19 protein-coding genes are annotated in these 16,450 nt (G+C 67.8%); 6 read left to right on the top strand and 13 right to left on the bottom strand.

Annotated elements, in window-relative coordinates:
* Positions 1-314: integrase core domain-containing protein (locus ACYQ8K_RS04925; RefSeq protein WP_459967284.1), on the top strand; the 314-nt coding region annotated here is incomplete at its 5' end.
* On the opposite strand, the gene ACYQ8K_RS04920 is transcribed toward ACYQ8K_RS04925, so the two are convergent.
* The 8 genes from ACYQ8K_RS04920 to ctaD form a co-directional block, all read right to left on the bottom strand.
* Positions 311-994, bottom strand: a complete 684-nt coding sequence (locus tag ACYQ8K_RS04920) for an esterase (protein WP_459967283.1) — start codon at positions 992-994, stop codon at positions 311-313. The two genes, ACYQ8K_RS04925 and ACYQ8K_RS04920, sit on opposite strands and share 4 nt — an antisense overlap.
* Positions 995-1,064: 70 nt before the next feature.
* Positions 1,065-2,297, bottom strand: a complete 1,233-nt coding sequence (locus ACYQ8K_RS04915) for a THUMP-like domain-containing protein (RefSeq protein WP_459967304.1) — start codon at positions 2,295-2,297, stop codon at positions 1,065-1,067.
* A complete protein-coding gene (locus ACYQ8K_RS04910) occupies positions 2,255-3,226 on the bottom strand; it encodes a class I SAM-dependent methyltransferase (RefSeq protein ID WP_459967281.1) in 972 nt (323 codons plus the stop codon). The genes ACYQ8K_RS04915 and ACYQ8K_RS04910 overlap by 43 nt, the downstream gene beginning before the upstream one ends.
* A gap of 10 nt (positions 3,227-3,236) precedes the next feature.
* Positions 3,237-4,001 (bottom strand): enoyl-CoA hydratase, encoded by a 765-nt coding sequence (locus tag ACYQ8K_RS04905; RefSeq protein WP_459967303.1) that lies wholly within the window; start codon positions 3,999-4,001, stop codon positions 3,237-3,239.
* Entirely contained in the window at positions 3,998-4,828 is an 831-nt protein-coding gene (locus ACYQ8K_RS04900; RefSeq protein ID WP_459967279.1) for an NUDIX hydrolase, read from the bottom strand. The genes ACYQ8K_RS04905 and ACYQ8K_RS04900 overlap by 4 nt, the downstream gene beginning before the upstream one ends.
* Positions 4,825-5,667 carry an ABC transporter ATP-binding protein gene (locus tag ACYQ8K_RS04895; RefSeq protein ID WP_459967278.1) on the bottom strand — a complete coding sequence of 281 codons (843 nt, stop codon included), beginning with the start codon at positions 5,665-5,667 and terminating at the stop codon, positions 4,825-4,827. The genes ACYQ8K_RS04900 and ACYQ8K_RS04895 overlap by 4 nt, the downstream gene beginning before the upstream one ends.
* A 60-nt stretch (positions 5,668-5,727) precedes the next feature.
* Positions 5,728-6,966 (bottom strand): phosphoserine phosphatase SerB, encoded by a 1,239-nt coding sequence (serB, locus tag ACYQ8K_RS04890; protein WP_459967277.1) that lies wholly within the window; start codon positions 6,964-6,966, stop codon positions 5,728-5,730.
* A 24-nt stretch (positions 6,967-6,990) separates the two neighbouring features.
* Complete coding sequence (ctaD, locus tag ACYQ8K_RS04885; RefSeq protein WP_459967275.1) at positions 6,991-8,736, bottom strand: aa3-type cytochrome oxidase subunit I; 1,746 nt, start codon at positions 8,734-8,736, stop codon at positions 6,991-6,993.
* 119 nt (positions 8,737-8,855) lie between these two features.
* Here ctaD and ACYQ8K_RS04880 point away from each other — a divergent pair, with 119 nt between their 5' ends.
* The 3 genes from ACYQ8K_RS04880 (at position 8,856) to ACYQ8K_RS04870 (ending at position 11,294) form a co-directional block, all read left to right on the top strand.
* On the top strand, positions 8,856-9,017 hold the full coding sequence (locus ACYQ8K_RS04880; protein WP_459967274.1) for a hypothetical protein: 162 nt from the start codon (positions 8,856-8,858) through the stop codon (positions 9,015-9,017).
* A 10-nt stretch (positions 9,018-9,027) separates the two neighbouring features.
* Positions 9,028-10,134 carry an iron-siderophore ABC transporter substrate-binding protein gene (locus ACYQ8K_RS04875; RefSeq protein WP_459967273.1) on the top strand — a complete coding sequence of 369 codons (1,107 nt, stop codon included), beginning with the start codon at positions 9,028-9,030 and terminating at the stop codon, positions 10,132-10,134.
* 119 nt (positions 10,135-10,253) lie between these two features.
* Entirely contained in the window at positions 10,254-11,294 is a 1,041-nt protein-coding gene (locus tag ACYQ8K_RS04870; RefSeq protein WP_459967272.1) for an NAD(P)-dependent alcohol dehydrogenase, read from the top strand.
* A gap of 12 nt (positions 11,295-11,306) precedes the next feature.
* Here ACYQ8K_RS04870 and ACYQ8K_RS04865 read toward each other — a convergent pair whose 3' ends face one another.
* The 3 genes from ACYQ8K_RS04865 to nrdF all read right to left on the bottom strand — a co-directional run bounded on the left by ACYQ8K_RS04865 (position 11,307) and on the right by nrdF (position 13,485).
* Positions 11,307-11,732, bottom strand: coding sequence for a DUF3349 domain-containing protein (locus ACYQ8K_RS04865; protein WP_459967270.1), 426 nt, complete (start codon positions 11,730-11,732; stop codon positions 11,307-11,309).
* Between the two features lie 385 nt (positions 11,733-12,117).
* The gene (locus ACYQ8K_RS04860) at positions 12,118-12,276 is read right to left on the bottom strand and encodes a hypothetical protein (RefSeq protein WP_459967268.1); all 159 of its coding nucleotides are present in this window, start codon (positions 12,274-12,276) and stop codon (positions 12,118-12,120) included.
* A gap of 234 nt (positions 12,277-12,510) precedes the next feature.
* On the bottom strand, positions 12,511-13,485 hold the full coding sequence (gene nrdF / locus ACYQ8K_RS04855; RefSeq protein ID WP_170879956.1) for a class 1b ribonucleoside-diphosphate reductase subunit beta: 975 nt from the start codon (positions 13,483-13,485) through the stop codon (positions 12,511-12,513).
* A 179-nt stretch (positions 13,486-13,664) separates the two neighbouring features.
* On the opposite strand from nrdF, the gene ACYQ8K_RS04850 reads away from it, so the two are divergent.
* Both ACYQ8K_RS04850 and ACYQ8K_RS04845 read left to right on the top strand, forming a co-directional pair.
* Entirely contained in the window at positions 13,665-14,111 is a 447-nt protein-coding gene (locus tag ACYQ8K_RS04850; protein WP_459967267.1) for an SRPBCC family protein, read from the top strand.
* Complete coding sequence (locus ACYQ8K_RS04845) at positions 14,095-14,640, top strand: TetR/AcrR family transcriptional regulator (protein ID WP_459967265.1); 546 nt, start codon at positions 14,095-14,097, stop codon at positions 14,638-14,640. Before ACYQ8K_RS04850 ends, ACYQ8K_RS04845 begins: the two co-directional genes overlap by 17 nt.
* Here ACYQ8K_RS04845 and ACYQ8K_RS04840 read toward each other — a convergent pair.
* Positions 14,612-14,761, bottom strand: coding sequence for a hypothetical protein (locus ACYQ8K_RS04840; protein ID WP_459967264.1), 150 nt, complete (start codon positions 14,759-14,761; stop codon positions 14,612-14,614). The genes ACYQ8K_RS04845 and ACYQ8K_RS04840 overlap by 29 nt on opposite strands.
* A gap of 21 nt (positions 14,762-14,782) precedes the next feature.
* Positions 14,783-16,321, bottom strand: coding sequence for a flavin-containing monooxygenase (locus ACYQ8K_RS04835; protein ID WP_459967263.1), 1,539 nt, complete (start codon positions 16,319-16,321; stop codon positions 14,783-14,785).
* Positions 16,322-16,450 lie beyond the last annotated feature (129 nt).

Here is a 16,450-nt window from a genome sequence, read left to right as displayed (position 1 = left end):
CCGTCAGGCGTGTGTTGACTGACAACGGAAACTGTTATCGGTCAAAGGCTTTCGCCGATTCTCTCAGCGCGAAGATCGCCCACAAACGCACCCGCCCGTACCGTCCTCAGACCAACGGGAAAGTCGAGCGGTTCAACCGCACCCTGGCCAGCGAATGGGCCTACGCGCAGACTTACCTGTCTGATGCCGACCGCGCGGCGACCTATCAGGACTGGCTGCACTATTACAATCACCATCGACCCCACACCGGCATCGGCGGAAAAACACCCATCGACCGCCTACGCGTTCACAACCTGCCAGTGAAGAACAACTAGATCGCCAGCGGCGGGATGGCGTTGCGCGGCACCTGGGCCTGCAACGGCCCGCCGAACGCCGGCAGCATCTCGCCGGGGGCGAAGTAGAAGATCAGCTGGTCGTCGGTGATGGCGAAGTTCTGATAGTGCGTCGGGTCATGCCCCGTCGACGGCAGAATCGCGGCGCCCAAAGGGGTTTGGCGCTCCAGGTCACGCTGCACGATCGGGAAGATGGCGTCCAGCGGCGTAGCGCCCGGGGGGAACACGTTGTCGAACGTGATGGGCTGCTTGGTGCCCAGGTTGTAGTTGAACGCCTTGTACCAGATGGACGAGTGCGCTCCCCCGACGTCCTGGAAGAACTTGAGCACGACGCTGCGGGTGTTGTGCGGTGGCTGCCCGGCGAAGCGCTGCTCGGTGGTGGCCTCGAGCTGGTAGGGCTGGTCTCGTCCCCCGGAACTCTGCGCGACGGCGACGAAGCCGTCCCGGTTCTGGGTGACGTAGTCGATCAGCGCCTGCCCGTCCGGATAGTCGGCGGGAAAGGTCATGTTGAGCGTGTAGTTGGAGCCGGTGGCGTGCAGGCGGCACATCTGGCCGTCCTCGACGCTGCCGCCCAGGCTGGCGCACGACGGCGGGTCGGCCGCGGCCGGGCAGCCCACTAAGACCGCCGCCGCGAACAGCGCAGCGGCTACCAGGTAACGCATCGTGGAATTGTCCTCGCAAACTGACCAGGGCCGGTGACCCGGAGAAGTGACGCCGCCAGCGTACCCGGCGCTATCGGGAGGGTCGGCAAACGAACGCCATCGCCCGGCCGGCGCTGCGCGCACCGATGCGGGCGATCACCACCGACAGCGATCGGCTCCCGCGCAACCGCATCCGTTTGCGCAGCGCGTCCGGGTCCACCCGCACGCCGCGGACCAGGATCTCCAGCGAACCGCAGTCCAGCGCCGACAGGGCCTGGCGAAGCCGGCGTTCGTCGAAGACCAGCTGCTCGAGCACCTCGAACCCGCGGTCCGCCGCGGGCAGCCGATCACCGGACAGGTAGGCGATGTCGGGATCGAGCTGCCACAGCCCGTGCCGCGCGCCGTAGTGGCGCACCAGCCCGGCCCGTACCACCGCACCGTCCGGGTCGACGATCCAGCGCCCGACCGGCCGCACCGGGCAGTCGTCGGGATCGGCGTCGGTGAGCTGCTCACCGCGATCCAGCAGGCTCGCCCGCCGGCCCACGCCGGGCCGCGCCAGTCCGGCCGACCACAGGCAGGCTTCCCGCACTGAGCCGCGATGCGACGTCACCTCGATTTCCCCGTCGAAGCCCAGTCGTCGCACCTCCTCGAAATCGATTCCGGGAGCGCACTTTACGACGAATTCCCGGTCGCTGTAGGCGTCGAGCAGCGAGCCCAGGCCGGGCCGGTAGTCCTCGATGCGCGATCGCCGCCGGCCCTCCACCCGCCGGGCCGGGTCGACGACGAGCACGGCGTCGCGGGTGACCGGGCGCAGCGCGTCGGCGCGACAGATCCAGGCCGACTCCCCCACGTTGTGACGCGCCATCGCCAGCCGCACGGGATCGATATCGCTGCCCAGCGCCGCGATCCCGCAGGCGCTCAGCGCGGCGAGCTCGGTGCCGATCGAACAGGTCGCGTCGTGCACGGCGACGCCGCCGTCACCGGCCAGCCGCCTGGCCCGGTGCAGCGCCACCGGCGCCGCGGTGGCCTGCTGCAGCGCCTCGTCGGTGAAGAGCCAGTCCGACGCTCCCAGCTCGCCCAGTTTTTCGGAAGCGCGGCGGCGCAACAGCACCGTCTCCACCAGCACCGCGGCCCGGTCGCCGAATTGGGCACGCGCCGCGGCGACGTCGGCGACCAGGGTGGCGTCGGCCAGTTCGAGTTCGGTGACCGCCGCCAGCGCTGCGACACCCGCGTGCGACCGCAGATAGCCGACGTCCTTTGTGCCGAACCTGATTGCCCGGGTCAGGAGGGTTTGACCCCGGTCACCATCACGTTGTAGAACCAGCCCTTCGGGACCACGCGGCGCCACACGTTGGCGTCCACCCAGCTCAGCGTCTTCCAGCCGTTGAAGGCGAATTTCGCCCAGCCCCAGCCCAGACGCCCGGGCGGCACCGACGCCTCGAATGTCCGCACCGGCCAGCCGAACATCGCGGCGGTGAATTCTTCGCTGACGGTCCGCACCTCGGTGGCACCGGCGTTGGCGGCCATCCGCTCCAGGTCACCCGGGGTGAAGGTGTGCAGGTCGACGATGGCCTCGAGCGCGGCGGCCCGGGAGGATTCATCGAGCTCCGCCTGCGGGCGCCGCCAGCTGCCCAGGCCGGGCAGCTTGGTGACATTGGTGGCGATGCGCCACGTCAGGGTGGACAGCTCGCGGGCGTAAACGTCGCCGGCGCTGGTCGGCTCGCCGGCGAAGACGAACCGGCCGCCCGGCTTGAGCACCCGGATCACCTCGCGCAGTGACAGCTCCACGTCGGGGATGTGGTGCAGCACGGCGTGCCCGACGACCAGGTCGAAGCTGTTGTCCTCGTACGGGATGCCCTCGGCGTCGGCGACCCGGCCGTCGATGTCCAGGCCCAGCGACTGGCCGTTGCGGGTGGCGACCTTGACCATGCCCGGCGACAGGTCGGTCACCGATCCGCGCCGCGCGACCCCGGACTGGATCAGGTTGAGCAGGAAAAACCCTGTGCCGCAGCCCAACTCGAGGGCCCGGTCGTAGGGCAGCTCGCGCAGCACCTCCTCGGGCACGATGGCGTCGAAGCGGCCGCGGGCGTAGTCGATGCAGCGCTGGTCATAGGAGATCGACCACTTGTCGTCGTAAGTCTCGGCCTCCCAGTCGTGGTAGAGCACCTGGGCCAGCTTGCTGTCGTGCCTGGCGGCTTCCACCTGCTCGGCAGTGGCGTGGGGCGTCGGGACGGCGTCGGTCGAACTGGTCATGCAGGGCAGCCTAACGGCCGCCGGGATCCGCCCGATCGCCACCGCCCTGACCAGAGGTGAATACCTCGACATAGCGGCGGCGTTCGGCGGCGAGCCGCTCCGGGCGTTGCAGATCGAACACGTCGTTGATGCCGGCCTTGGCGGCGGCCAGCGCGTGGCGCGGCCCGCCGAGGAAGCGGCGCGCCCACGCGGCGGCGGCGTCGTACACGTCGTCGGGGGCCACCATGTCGTCGATGAGACCCAGCGCCAGGGCCTCCTCGGCGTCGAAGAAGCGGCCACTGAACACCAGCTCCTTGGCCTTGCTCGCGCCGGCCGCCCGGGTCAGGCGGGCCATCGCGTCGCCGCCGGGCACCAGGCAGGCCAGGATCTCGGTCGCGCCGAACTTCACGTTGTCGCCGCTGATCCGCCAGTCGGCGGCCAGTGCCAGGGTGAGCCCGGCGCCCAGCGCGTAGCCGGTGATCGCGGCGACGGTCGGCTTGGGGATCGCGGCCACGGCGTCGACGGCCTCCTGCCGGACCCGCGCCACGCTCTCGGCCTCGGGGCCCCGCAGCGTCCGCAGCTCGGGCATGTCGTCGCCCGCGGAGAAGATCTCGTGGCCGCCGAACAGGATCGCCACGGCGACGTCGTCGCGCCGGCCCAGTTCCTCGGCCGCCGCGATGACCTCCCGGTAAACCTGGCGGGTCATCGCGTTGGTCGGTGGGCGCGACAGCAGCAACATGGCCAGCCCGGCGTCCTGCGAGCCGTCGCTGACCACGACGCTGACGAACTCGCTCAATGCCGCCATCCCAGGCCGCCCGCTTCCCGCGCCCGGTGGTAGCGGTCGGAATCGAAGAACTCGAACACCCAGTTGTCGCCGTGGATCTCCAGGTGCGGCTGCACCGGCACGATCTGGCGTTCGACGGCCAGCACCTCCGCCACGGTCCGCCCGGCCAGCGAGTCCAGCTGCGTCCACGTCGGCGGCAGCAGGAAGCAGCGGCCGGCCTCGAACTCATCGATGGCGGCCCGGGGTGTCATCCAGCCGGCGAGGTCGGATTCGGTGTTCTCGCCGTCGGCGCGCTGCCCCCGCGGCAGCGCGCCCACGAAGAAGTAGGTGTCGTAGCGGCGGGTCCGCTCGGCCTCGGGGGTGACCCAGTTGGCCCACGGCCGCAGCAGATCGGACCGCAGCACGAGGTTTTCCTGGCGCAGAAAGTCGGCGAAGGACAGCGACCGCTCGGCCAGCGCCCGGCGTGCCTCGCCGTACACCGAGGCGTCGCCGACGATACTGTCCGGCGCCGTACGGCCCCTGCCCGCCGGCCCGGCGAACAGCACCCCCGACTCCTCGAACGTCTCGCGGGCGGCGGCGCACACCAGCGCCTCGGCCAGGTCGGGTTCGATGCCGAACCGCTGCGCCCACCACTGCGGCGGCGGGCCGGCCCACGCGATGTCGGCGTTACGGTCGCGGTCGTCGACACCTCCGCCGGGAAACACCACGGTGCCCGCGGCGAACTCCATGTGCGCGTGCCTACGCATCAGGAAGACCGCGATGCCATCGGAGGCCTCGCGGACCAGCATCACGGTCGCGGCCGGCCGTGCGACCAGCGGCGGTTCGTCGGGTGACGTCATAACGGCCTCCGGTGGGCTGCGCGGGTGCGGACACGCCGCGCGAAATAACGCCCGTCGACGACGTCGAGGGCGATCGCTTGGCCGAACGCGGTGGACAGGTTCTCGGCGGTCAGCACGTCGGTCAGCAACCCCGCGGCGACCACCTCGGCCTCCGAGAGCAGCATGCAGTGGCTGAACCCGGGCGGAATCTCCTCGACGTGGTGGGTGACCAGCACCAGGGCCGGCGCGTCGGGGTCGGCGGCCAGGTCGGCCAGCCGGGCGACCAGTTCCTCCCGGCCGCCCAGATCCAGGCCGGCGGCGGGCTCGTCGAGCAGCAGCAGCTCGGGGTCGGTCATCAGCGCGCGGGCGATCAGCACCCGTTTGCGCTCGCCCTCGGACAGCGTGCCGTAGGTGCGGTCCGCGAGGTGCTCGGCGCCCAGGCTCTCCAGCATGTCGATGGCCCGTTGGTAGTCGACGTCCTCGTAGCGCTCCCGCCATCGGCCCAGCACCGCGTAGCCGGCCGAGACGACGAGATCGCGCACCACCTCGTCGGTGGGAATCCGCTGCGCCAACGCCGAGGAGCTGAGCCCGATCCGGGCCCGCAACTCGGTCACGTCGACGCGGCCCAGCCGCTCGCCGAGCACGAAAGCCACGCCGGACGAGGGATGTTCGGCTGCCGCGGCGATCCTCAGCAGCGAGGTTTTGCCTGCGCCGTTGGGCCCGACGATCACCCAGCGTTCGTCGAGCTCGACCGCCCAATCCACGGGCCCGACCAAGACGTTGCCGCCGCGCCGCAGCGACACCTGCCTGAAATCGAGCAGCAGATCGGGGTCGGCTGACTCGCTTCCGTTTTCGGGCACCCGACCATCGTGCCGTACCGCGGCGCTCGAATACCTGCCGGGTCGCCGGGCTTGCGATCGCTACGGGTTGGGCGGAATCTCGACCCGCCGGACCTCGCCGTCGACCGCGTCGGCGGCCTCGATTTCGCCGCGGGTCACACCCAGCAGGAACAGCACGGTGTCCAGATAGGGGTGGCTCAGCGACGCGTCGGCGACCTCGCGCAGCGCCGGCTTGGCGTTGAACGCGATGCCCAATCCGGCCGCGGCCAGCATGTCGATGTCGTTGGCGCCGTCGCCCACGGCGACGGTCTGCGCCATCGGCACCCCGACCTGGTTCGCGAATTCCCTTAGCGCCGTGGCCTTTCCGGCGCGGTCGACGATGGGGCCGATGACGCGCCCGGTGAGCGTGCCGTCGACGATCTCCAGCTCGTTGGCCGCGACATAGTCCAGCATCAGCTCCTCGGCCAGCGGCTCGATGATCCGGCGGAAGCCCCCGGACACGACGCCGCAGGCGTAACCCAGGCGCCGCAGGGTCCGCAGCGTGGTGCGGGCGCCCGGCATCAGTTCCAGCTGGTCGGCGACCTCGTCGAGCACGCTGGCGGGCAGGCCCGCCAGCGTCGCCACCCGCTGCTTGAGCGACTGCGCGAAGTCCAGCTCGCCGCGCATCGCGGCGTCGGTGATCGCGGCGACTTTGCCCTCGGCGCCGGCCCGGGCCGCCAGCATCTCGATGACCTCGCCCTGCACCAGCGTCGAGTCGACGTCGAACACGATGAGCCGCTTGGCCCGTCGTTCCAGGCTGTAGTCCTCGACCGCGACGTCGACCTGTTCCTCGCTGGACACCCGGTTCAGGGCGGTCCGCAGCGCGCCTTCCGCGCCCGGCGGCACCGACACGCGCAGCTCCAGGCCGATCACCGGATAGTCGGAGACGCCGCGGATCAGGTCGATGTTGACGCCCAGGCCCGCGACCTCGCGGGCCACCGCGCCGAACGCGCCGGCGGTGATCGGCCGGCCCAGCACGAAAATCGTGTGGGTCGAGGGCTCGCGCATGATCGGCACGTCGTCGCTGCGCTCGATGCTGACGTCGAGACCCACCTTGTGGATGGCCGACTCGACGTCGTCACGCAACTGCGCGCTGTCGGCGACGTCGGCCGGGCAGCACACCAACACGCCCAGCGTCAGGCGGTGCCGGATCACCACCTGTTCGACGTTGAGCAGCTCGACCCCGTGCCGCGACAGCGCCTCGAACAGGGTCGCCGTCACGCCCGGTTGATCCACGCCGGTGACAGTGATCAGCACCGACACCTTGGGTGGTGGGTTCACGCCCGACAGCCGCCCGTCAGGCCATCAGCTGCGAACCTGGACGTCGTCGAGTCTGGTGACGTCCTTGTCCGCGGGCCCGTGCGCGCGACCCACATGCGCCTCGGCGCGGAGCCGCTCCACCATGTGCGGGTAGTGCAGCTCGAATGCCGGGCGCTCCGAACGGATTCGGGGCAGCTCGGTGAAGTTGTGCCGCGGCGGCGGGCAGCTGGTGGCCCACTCCAGGGAGTTGCCGTAGCCCCACGGGTCGTCGACCGTGACGACCTCGCCGTAACGCCAGCTCTTGAAGACGTTCCAGACGAACGGGAACATCGACGCGCCCAGGATGAACGCGCCGACCGTGGAGGCGACGTTGTAGGGCTGGAAGCCGTCGCTGGGCAGGTAGTCCGCGTAGCGGCGCGGCATGCCCAGGTCGCCCAGCCAGTGCTGCACCAGGAAGGTGGTGTGGAACCCGATGAATGTCAGCCAGAAGTGCAGCTTGCCCAGCCGCTCGTCGAGCAGCCGGCCGGTCATCTTCGGGAACCAGAAGTACACCCCGGCGAAGGTGGCGAACACGATGGTGCCGAACAGCACGTAGTGGAAGTGCGCGACCACGAAGTAGGTGTCGGTGACGTGGAAGTCCAGCGGCGGGCTGGCGAGCATCACACCGGTCAGACCACCGAGCAGGAAGGTGATCAGGAAGCCGACACAGAACAGCATCGGCGTCTCAAAGGTGATCTGCCCCTTCCACATCGTGCCGATCCAGTTGAAGAACTTGATCCCGGTCGGCACCGCGATCAGATACGTCATGAACGAAAAGAACGGCAGCAGAACGGCTCCGGTGGCGAACATGTGGTGCGCCCACACCGCGACCGACAGCGCGGCGATCGACAGGGTGGCGTACACCAGCGTGGTGTAGCCGAAGACCGGCTTGCGCGAGAAGACCGGGATGATCTCGGTGATGATGCCGAAGAACGGCAACGCGATGATGTACACCTCGGGATGGCCGAAGAACCAGAACAGGTGTTGCCACAACAACACTCCGCCGTTGGCGGCGTCGTAGACGTGGGCGCCCAGATGTCGGTCGGCGGCCAGGCCGAACAGCGCGGCGGTCAGGATCGGGAACGCGATCAGGATCAGGATCGAGGTCACCAGGATGTTCCAGGTGAAGATCGGCATCCGGAACATGGTCATGCCGGGCGCGCGCATGCACACCACGGTGGTGATCATGTTGACCGCACCCAGGATGGTGCCCAGACCGGCGACGATCAGGCCGGTGATCCACAGGTCTCCCCCGGCGCCGGGCGAGTGCACGGCGTCAGACAGCGGCGTGTAGGCGGTCCAGCCGAAGTCGGCGGCGCCGCCCGGGACGATGAAGCCGGACGCCGCGATCAGCCCGCCGAATAGGAACAGCCAGTACGAGAAGGCGTTCAGCCGCGGGAACGCGACGTCGGGGGCGCCGATCTGCAGCGGCAGCACCAGGTTGGCGAAGCCGAACACCACCGGGGTGGCGTACAGCAGCAGCATGATCGTGCCGTGCATGGTGAACAGCTGGTTGAACTGCTCGTTCGACAGGAACTGCAGCCCCGGAGCGGCCAGCTCGGTGCGCATCAGCAACGCCATCAGCCCGCCTATGAAGAAGAAGGCGAAGCAGGTGACGGTGTACATGATGCCGATCATCTTGTGATCGGTGGTGGTGATCAGTTTGTAGACGAGGTTCCCTTTGGGGCCCATGCGGTCCGGGTACGGACGAACGGCCTCGAGTTGTCCCAAGGGGGGCGCTTCGGCTGTCAACAGCTTCTCCAAACATCCAGATCGGACACTGGCCCAAAAATCGGTATTGAGACGAATCTTAGCCGTCGATCATGGCGACGTCAGGGCTGGTCCTACAAACTGTCGTAAATGGCTCACCGGTGCGGCGTGTCCGTCCGCGCGGCGGCGCCACGCTGGCCGAATGGTGGCGACCCGCTTCGCCCGGCTCCACCGCGCTCGCGATCGCCACGCTGGCCGAATGGTGGCGACCCGCTTCGCCCGGCTCCACCGCGCTCGCGATCGCCACGCTGGCCGAATGTTAGCGTCTGACGCGTGTTGTTCGGCGTGCTCAGACCCGCCCGGCTGGCCGCGGCGACCGCGGTGACGGCGACGCTCGTCCTGGCATCCAGCGGCTGCGGATCCGACAAGCCCGCCGGCCAGACGCCAGCCCGCTCCCTGGTCACCCCGACCACCCAGATCGCGGGCGCCGGCGTCCTCGGAAACGACCGTCGTCCCGACGAGTCGTGCGCGCGCGACGCCGCCGAGGCCGATGCGGGTTCGGCGAAACGGCAGGTCCACAACGCGGCGGGCGTGGAACCGGGCGTCGTGCAGGTGCCCGCCGACCCCCAGCGCATCGTGGTGCTCTCCGGCGACCAGCTCGACACGCTGTGCGCGCTGGGTCTGCAGTCGCGGGTGGTCGGCGCGGCGTTGCCGGACGGGTCCACGAGTCAGCCCGCCTACCTGGGCGGCGCCGTGCACGGCCTGCCCGGGGTCGGCGCCCGCTCGCACCCCGACCTAAACGCGATCGCGAGCGCCCACCCCGACCTGATCCTGGGGTCGCAGGGCGTGACCCCGACGCTGTATCCGCAGCTGACCGCGATCGCCCCGACGGTGTTCACCGCCGCACCGGGCGCGGCGTGGCAGGACAACCTTCGCGCGGTCGGCGCCGCCACCGGCCGCACCGCCGCGGTGGACGGGCTGCTCAGCGGCTTTTCCCAGCGAACGACCGACATCGGCGCGCGGCATGACGCCTCGCACTACCAGGCGTCGATCGTGCAGCTCACGACCGGCACCATCCGGGTGTTCGGCGCCAACAATTTCCCCGCCAGCGTGCTCGGTGCGGTCGGCGTGGACCGGCCGGCGTCCCAGCGATTCACCGACAAGCCCTACATCGAGATCGGCAGCAGCGACGCGGACCTGGCCAAGAATCCGGACCTGTCGATCGCCGACGCCGACGTGGTGTACGTGTCCTGCGCCTCCCCGGCCGCCGCCGACCGGGCCGCCACGATCCTGGACAGCAACCCGTGGCGCAAGCTGTCCGCCAACCGGGACAACCGGGTCTACGTCGTCAACGACGAGATCTGGCAAACCGGCGAGGGCCTGATCGCGGCCCGCGGCATCGTCGACGACCTGCGCCTGGTGAACGCCCCGATCAACTGACGGCGATCCGGCAAAACCGCATCCGCCCTCGTAACGTGATGTTCGCCCCGTCCGATGGCGAAAGAACTTTTACCTTAGCTAAACTTCTTGACGACGCATCGAATCGAAGAGGGATCCTTATGAGCACAGTTTCCGCGTACGCGGCCACCTCGCCGACGGCACCGCTGACGAAGACCACCATCGAGCGGCGCGAGCCGGGTCCGCGCGACGTGGCGATCGACATCAAGTTCGCCGGAATCTGCCACTCCGACATCCACACCGCCAAAGGCGAATGGGGCACACCGCATTACCCGCTGGTCGTGGGCCACGAGATCGCGGGCGTCGTGACCGCCGTCGGCTCCGAGGTCACCAAGCACAAGGTCGGCGACCACGTCGGCGTGGGCTGCATGGTGAACTCCTGCGGTGAGTGCAGCAGCTGCAAGGCCGGCCTGGAGAATTACTGCAAGCGGGGCGCGACCTTCACATACAACGCCATCGACAAGGACGGCACGGTGACCCACGGCGGCTACAGCCAGGCGATCGTCGTCGACGAGAACTTCGTCCTGCGCATCCCCGACTCGCTGCCGCTGGACAAGGCGGCGCCGCTGCTGTGCGCCGGTATCACGCTGTTCTCGCCGCTGCGGCACTGGAAAGCCGGCAAGGGCACCCGCCTGGCCATCATCGGCCTGGGCGGCCTGGGACACATGGGCGTCAAGCTCGGCGCGGCGATGGGCGCCGAGGTGAGCGTGCTCTCGCAGTCGCTGAAGAAGATGGAGGACGGCCTGCGGCTGGGCGCCAAGAATTACTACGCCACCGCCGACCGCGACACCTTCAAGACGCTGCGCAACAGCTTCGACCTGATCCTCAACACCGTCTCGGCGAACCTGCCGCTCAACGACTACGTGAACCTGCTTGACGTCGACGGCACACTTGTCGAGCTGGGCATCCCCGAGCACCCGATGGAGGTCGGGGCCTTCCCGCTGGCGCTGGCACGCCGCAGCCTGTCCGGGTCGAACATCGGCGGCATCGCCGAGACCCAGGAGATGCTGGACTTCTGCGCCGAGCACAACGTGACGCCGGAGATCGAGCTCATCGAGCCCGGCTACGTCAACGAGGCCTATGAGCGCGTCCTGGCCAGCGACGTGCGCTACCGCTTCGTCATGGACATCTCGAAGCTGTAGCGCGCCAACGCCTTACAGCGCTGCGCCCGGAGCGCTTCCGGATACCGCGCTGCGCGCGGCGATCTCGGCGGCCTCGCCCCACTCGTCGCCGGGGATGACCTCGCTGACGTCGATTCCGGCCAACGGCCATCCGACGGCGGCCAGCGTCGCGGCCACCCGGATGATGTTCTCCGGCCCGGCGTCGTAGTGCGTCATGTCGGAGATGAAATGGGCGATCTCGTCTCGGTCGATCACGCCGTCGGCGATCGCCGGGGATCCGTCCGCGGTGATGTTGCGCACCACCTCGGCGATCTGCTCTTCGGTCAGCGGGGTGCTGCGCAGCAGCGCCAGGAGCGGCACGCGGTCGGGGCCGGGCACGCCCTCGGGATAGCCGGCGCGCAGCCAGCGCAGCACCGAGCGGCAGAAGTTCGTGGTGGCAGAGGCGGCGGTATTCGTCACCCCACCAGTGTCAGGGCACCCGCATCACCCACGCCAGCGGGTGAAAAGCGCCATACCGACAATTCATGCGTCGTTCACGGACCGCTCAGAAGTCGCAGTCGTCTAAGCATCGCTGTCCGCACGCGCACGGCCGCCGCTCAGGGCCAGTGCGGTGAGGAACGCCGGCAGTAGAGGCATCAGTATGTTCTTCACGAGATCACGCTCTTATGGCGGCGATAAACCTAGTATCTTCCGCGGATTCGCGAATCCGCCTCCGATTTATTGGCGGTCGAGTCAATAATTGGGATGGCATCAGAATCGTGGGAAAAACAGCTCGCGCGATGCACATTTGTGCGTTTGCCTGTCGCTCGAACGTGCGCCAAAAGGGCAACATCGATCGGCCGAGCTAGCTAACACCTTCCGAACGCTGTTCCTGGGCGCAGTGGACCATCCGCTCACTGAGGTGGATGAGCGGATCCTCGTACCCGCCAGGCATCGTATAGGCCAACCGGCGCAATTCGACGGCAAACTCGTACAGTTGCTGGGACAGCAACGCAGCGGTCATGAGACCTTAGTGACCACGTTTGCGGTGACCCTAGCTGCACGGAACAACATACTTCCCAAACCTTCCCCACTGACGACCCTGAAATTTGGTGACATGTCCCGATTCGTCGATGGCAGCGTAATAGCTTCCACGCCTAGTTACAAACAGGATTTGTAAAAACTTAGGCGCCGCTTATAGAGCAGCCCGGTGAGCCGCTCACACGTGCATTTGCTCTATGAGAACTCTGACGCGCGGCTAGAAGTCCCAGTCCTCGTCCTCGGTGACGACGGCCTTGCCGATCACGTAGGACGAGCCCGAGCCGGAGAAGAAGTCGTGGTTCTCGTCGGCGTTGGGTGAGAGCGCGGACAGGATGGCCGGGTTCACGTCGGTCTCGTCGCGCGGGAACAGCGCCTCGTAGCCGAGATTCATCAGCGCCTTGTTCGCGTTGTAGCGCAGGAACTTCTTGACGTCTTCGGTCAGCCCGACCTCGTCGTAGAGGTCCTGGGTGTACTCCACCTCGTTGTCGTAGAGCTCGAAGAGCAGCTCGTAGGTGTAGTCCTTGAGCTCCTGCTTGCGCGCGTCGTCGACCAGCGCCAGGCCGCGCTGGTATTTGTAGCCGATGTAGTAGCCGTGCACGGCCTCGTCGCGGATGATCAGCCGGATCATGTCGGCGGTGTTGGTCAGCTTGGCGCGGCTCGACCAGTACATCGGCAGGTAGAAGCCGGAGTAGAACAGGAAGCTCTCCAGCAGCGTGGAGGCGACCTTGCGCTTCAGCGGCTCGTCGCCCTTGTAGTACTGCATGACGATCTCGGCCTTGCGCTGCAGGTTGGGGTTCTCCTCCGACCAGCGGAAGGCGTCGTCGATCTCGGCTGTCGAGCACAACGTGGAGAAGATGTTGCTGTAGCTGCGCGCGTGCACCGATTCCATGAACGCGATGTTGGTGTAGACGGCCTCTTCGTGCGGCGTCAGCGCGTCGGGTATCAGGCTGACCGCCCCGACGGTGCCCTGGATGGTGTCCAGCAGTGTCAGGCCGGTGAAGACCCGCATGGTCATCTGCTTCTCGTGTGCGGTCAGGGTGCCCCAGGACGGCAGGTCGTTGGACACCGGAACCTTCTCGGGCAGCCAGAAGTTGCCGGTCAGGCGGTCCCAGACCTCGGCGTCCTTTTCGTCTTGCAGCCGGTTCCAGTTGATCGCCGAAACGCGGTCGATCAGCTTCATGTTTTCGCTCACCAGAACCCCACTTCACACACCGTTTTGCCGGATGAATCCCAGGCTCCAGACACTACCCCTGGGGTGTGACAAGCAACGGCAACACAACAACTTGTGTTTGCGTGTCGCGGACATGTCCGGCGGCCACCGGATTCGATCCGGCCTCTAGTATGGCGCGCCGTTGATGTACCATATGGTACATGTTTACCGAGGACGGCGTCGAGATCGACGCACCACCCCAACTCGTCTGGGAGGTCTTTACCGACGTCGAGCGCTGGCCCGAGTGGACCGCGTCGGTGACTTCCCTTGTCGGCCTTGATGGTTCGGGCCTTGCCGCGGGCAGGCGGTTCGCGATCAAGCAGCCGGGCATGTCGAAGCTGGTCTGGACGGTCACCGAGATCGACCCCGGAAGGTCGTGGACCTGGGCGCAGAGCTCTCCCGGGGTGCGGGTGACCGCCCGACACGACGTCATCGCCCAACCCGGCGGCCGCACGCTGGTGCGCCAGCAACTCGACCAGCGCGGCGCACTGGGCGCCCTCGTCGGGCGGCTGATGGCTAAGAAGACCAGGCGCTTCCTACAACTCGAGGCCCGAGGCCTCAAGGCTCGATCAGAGCAGCACACCCGCGCCGATGGCGCGCACTCCTGACACCGAGCGGCGCCGGCAGCTCCTCGACGCACTGGTAACCGAGTTCGCCACCGGCGGCATCGGCGACCGGTCGCTGCGCGAGGTGGCCGCCGCGGTCGGCACCAGTCACCGGATGCTGTTGCACCACTTCGGTTCTCGCGAAGGCTTGCTGGTGGCGCTCGTCGAGGAGGTCGAGCGACGCCAGATGGGGCTGCTGCCCGAATTGCCGGGCGACCCAGCCGAGGGCTTTGCGGCGATGTGGGCCGACCTGCGCCGTCCCGAACTGCGCGAATCCGAGCGCCTGTTCTTCGAGTGCTATGCTCGCGCAGCTGCGGGCGAAAAGCCTTTTGCCCGAATGGTTCCCGGCGCCGTCGAGAGCTGGCTCGCCGAGGTCGAGGCAGTCGCCGAGAGTCCGGTGGACCCCGCGCTCGCCCGACTGGGGCTGGCGGTCAGTCGTGGCCTGCTGCTGGATCTCGTCGCGACCGACGACGAGGCCGGCGTGGACGCGGCCGCGCAGGCTTTCATCCGGCTTTTGGCAACACCGAGATGAGGGTGTCGACGAATTCCTCGGCGCTGGTGTGCCACTTGTCCAGATCCATGTGGCCACTGAGGTCCAGGCCCGTGATGCCGTGCGCGCTCGTCAAAATCAGCGCGGGCGAAAACCGCAGCACCGCAACGGCTTCGCTCGGCAGTTAGGCCGTGGCGCGGCTGCCCATGTTCACGCCGTAGAACTGGTATTCGTCCGGCTTGACCGAACGGGTCGCCCGCCAGTACTCCCAGGTGTAGCCGCCCCAGAGCACGGTGTTCTTGCCGTGCTCGTCCAGATACCAGCTGCTGCAGCCGCCGCTGTTCCACACCGACGGGCCGAGCCTGCGCTGTAACTCGTCGTTGAACTTGTCCTGGGCGGCGCGCGTCGGCGCCAGCGCCTGTGCGCCCAGCTTGTCACAGGTCGCGATCGCGTCTGCGACGTAACGGATCTGGGATTCGATCATGAACACGACCGAGTTGTGCCCCAGCCCGGTGTTGGGTCCCAGCAGGAAGAAGAGGTTGGGCACGTCGGCGACGGTGATTCCGCGGTGCGCGCCGATGCCCTCGCGGTTCCACCGGTCCACCAGGTCCTCGCCGTGCAAGCCCTTGATCTGGACGTAGGTGTAGGAGTCGGTGACGTGGAAGCCGGTGGCGTACACGATCACGTCGGCCTGCCGGTGGGTGCCGTCGACGGTGACGATGCCGTCGGGCGTGATCCGCGAGATGTGGTCGGTGACCAGTTCGGTTTTCGGGTCGGCGACTGCCTTGTAATAGGTGGTGGAGTTCAGGATTCGCTTGCACCCGATGCGGTAGTTCGGGGTCAGCTTGCGCCGCAACTCCTTGTCCTTGACCGACCGGCGAATGTTGTACTTGCTGTAGGCCTCGATGAACTTGAGCAGGTTCGGCCGCTTGGTCATGCCGATCGCCAGCGCCTCCTGCCCCCAGTAGATCGCGAGGCGGACCAGCGCGCGCAGGCCGGGCACGTTCTCCATGGCGCGGCGCACCGCCGGCGGGATCTCGGGGTTGGAGCGCGGCACCACCCAAGGGGGGGTGCGCTGGTAGAGCTGAAGTTCGGCGACCTGTTCGACGATCTCCGGGACGATCTGAATCGCGCTCGCGCCGGTCCCGATCACCGCCACCCGCTTGCCGGTCAGGTCGACGCTGTGGTCCCACTCCGCGGAATGGAAAGCGGCGCCGCTGAATTCGTCGCGTCCCTCGATGTCGGGCATGGACGGGATGTGCAGCGCGCCGGCACCCGAGATCAGGAACTGCGCGACGTATTCGCGCCCGTCGGAGGTGAACACGTGCCAGCGGTTCTCGTCGTCGTCCCAGTGCGCACGATCCACCAGCGAGTTGAACTCGATGTAGCGGCGCAGGCCGTACTTCTCGGTGACCCCTTTGAGGTAGTCCCAGATCTCGGGCTGATAGGAGAAGGGGTTCTTCCAGTCGGGCTTGGGCTCGAAGGAGAACGAGTACAGGTGCGACGGGATGTCGCAGGCGCACCCGGGGTAGCTGTTGTCCCGCCAGGTCCCGCCGATGTCGCCGGCCTTTTCCAGGATGACGAAGCCGGTGCCCTGCTTCTGCAGCGCAATCGCCATGCCCAGCCCGGAGAATCCGGTCCCGATGATGACGGCGCGCGTGTGCACGGGCTTGTGGGCGCCGGCCCCCGGCAGTGTCTCGGTGTGTGTCACGACGTCGGTCACGGTCGATCGGTCCTTCTATCCAGGCCTGTCTCGGGTCGGCGTTAGCTGGCGCCTTCGGCGGCGGCCCCCGGCTGACGCAGATACCCAGTACCCAGGGTATCGGTTTGGACGAGTGTTATCGATGGCCGC

This window comes from Mycobacterium sp. MUNTM1 (assembly GCF_054660795.1).
The sequence above is the reverse complement of the archived record's forward strand: the minus strand, read 5'-3'. Positions and strand labels throughout refer to the sequence as shown.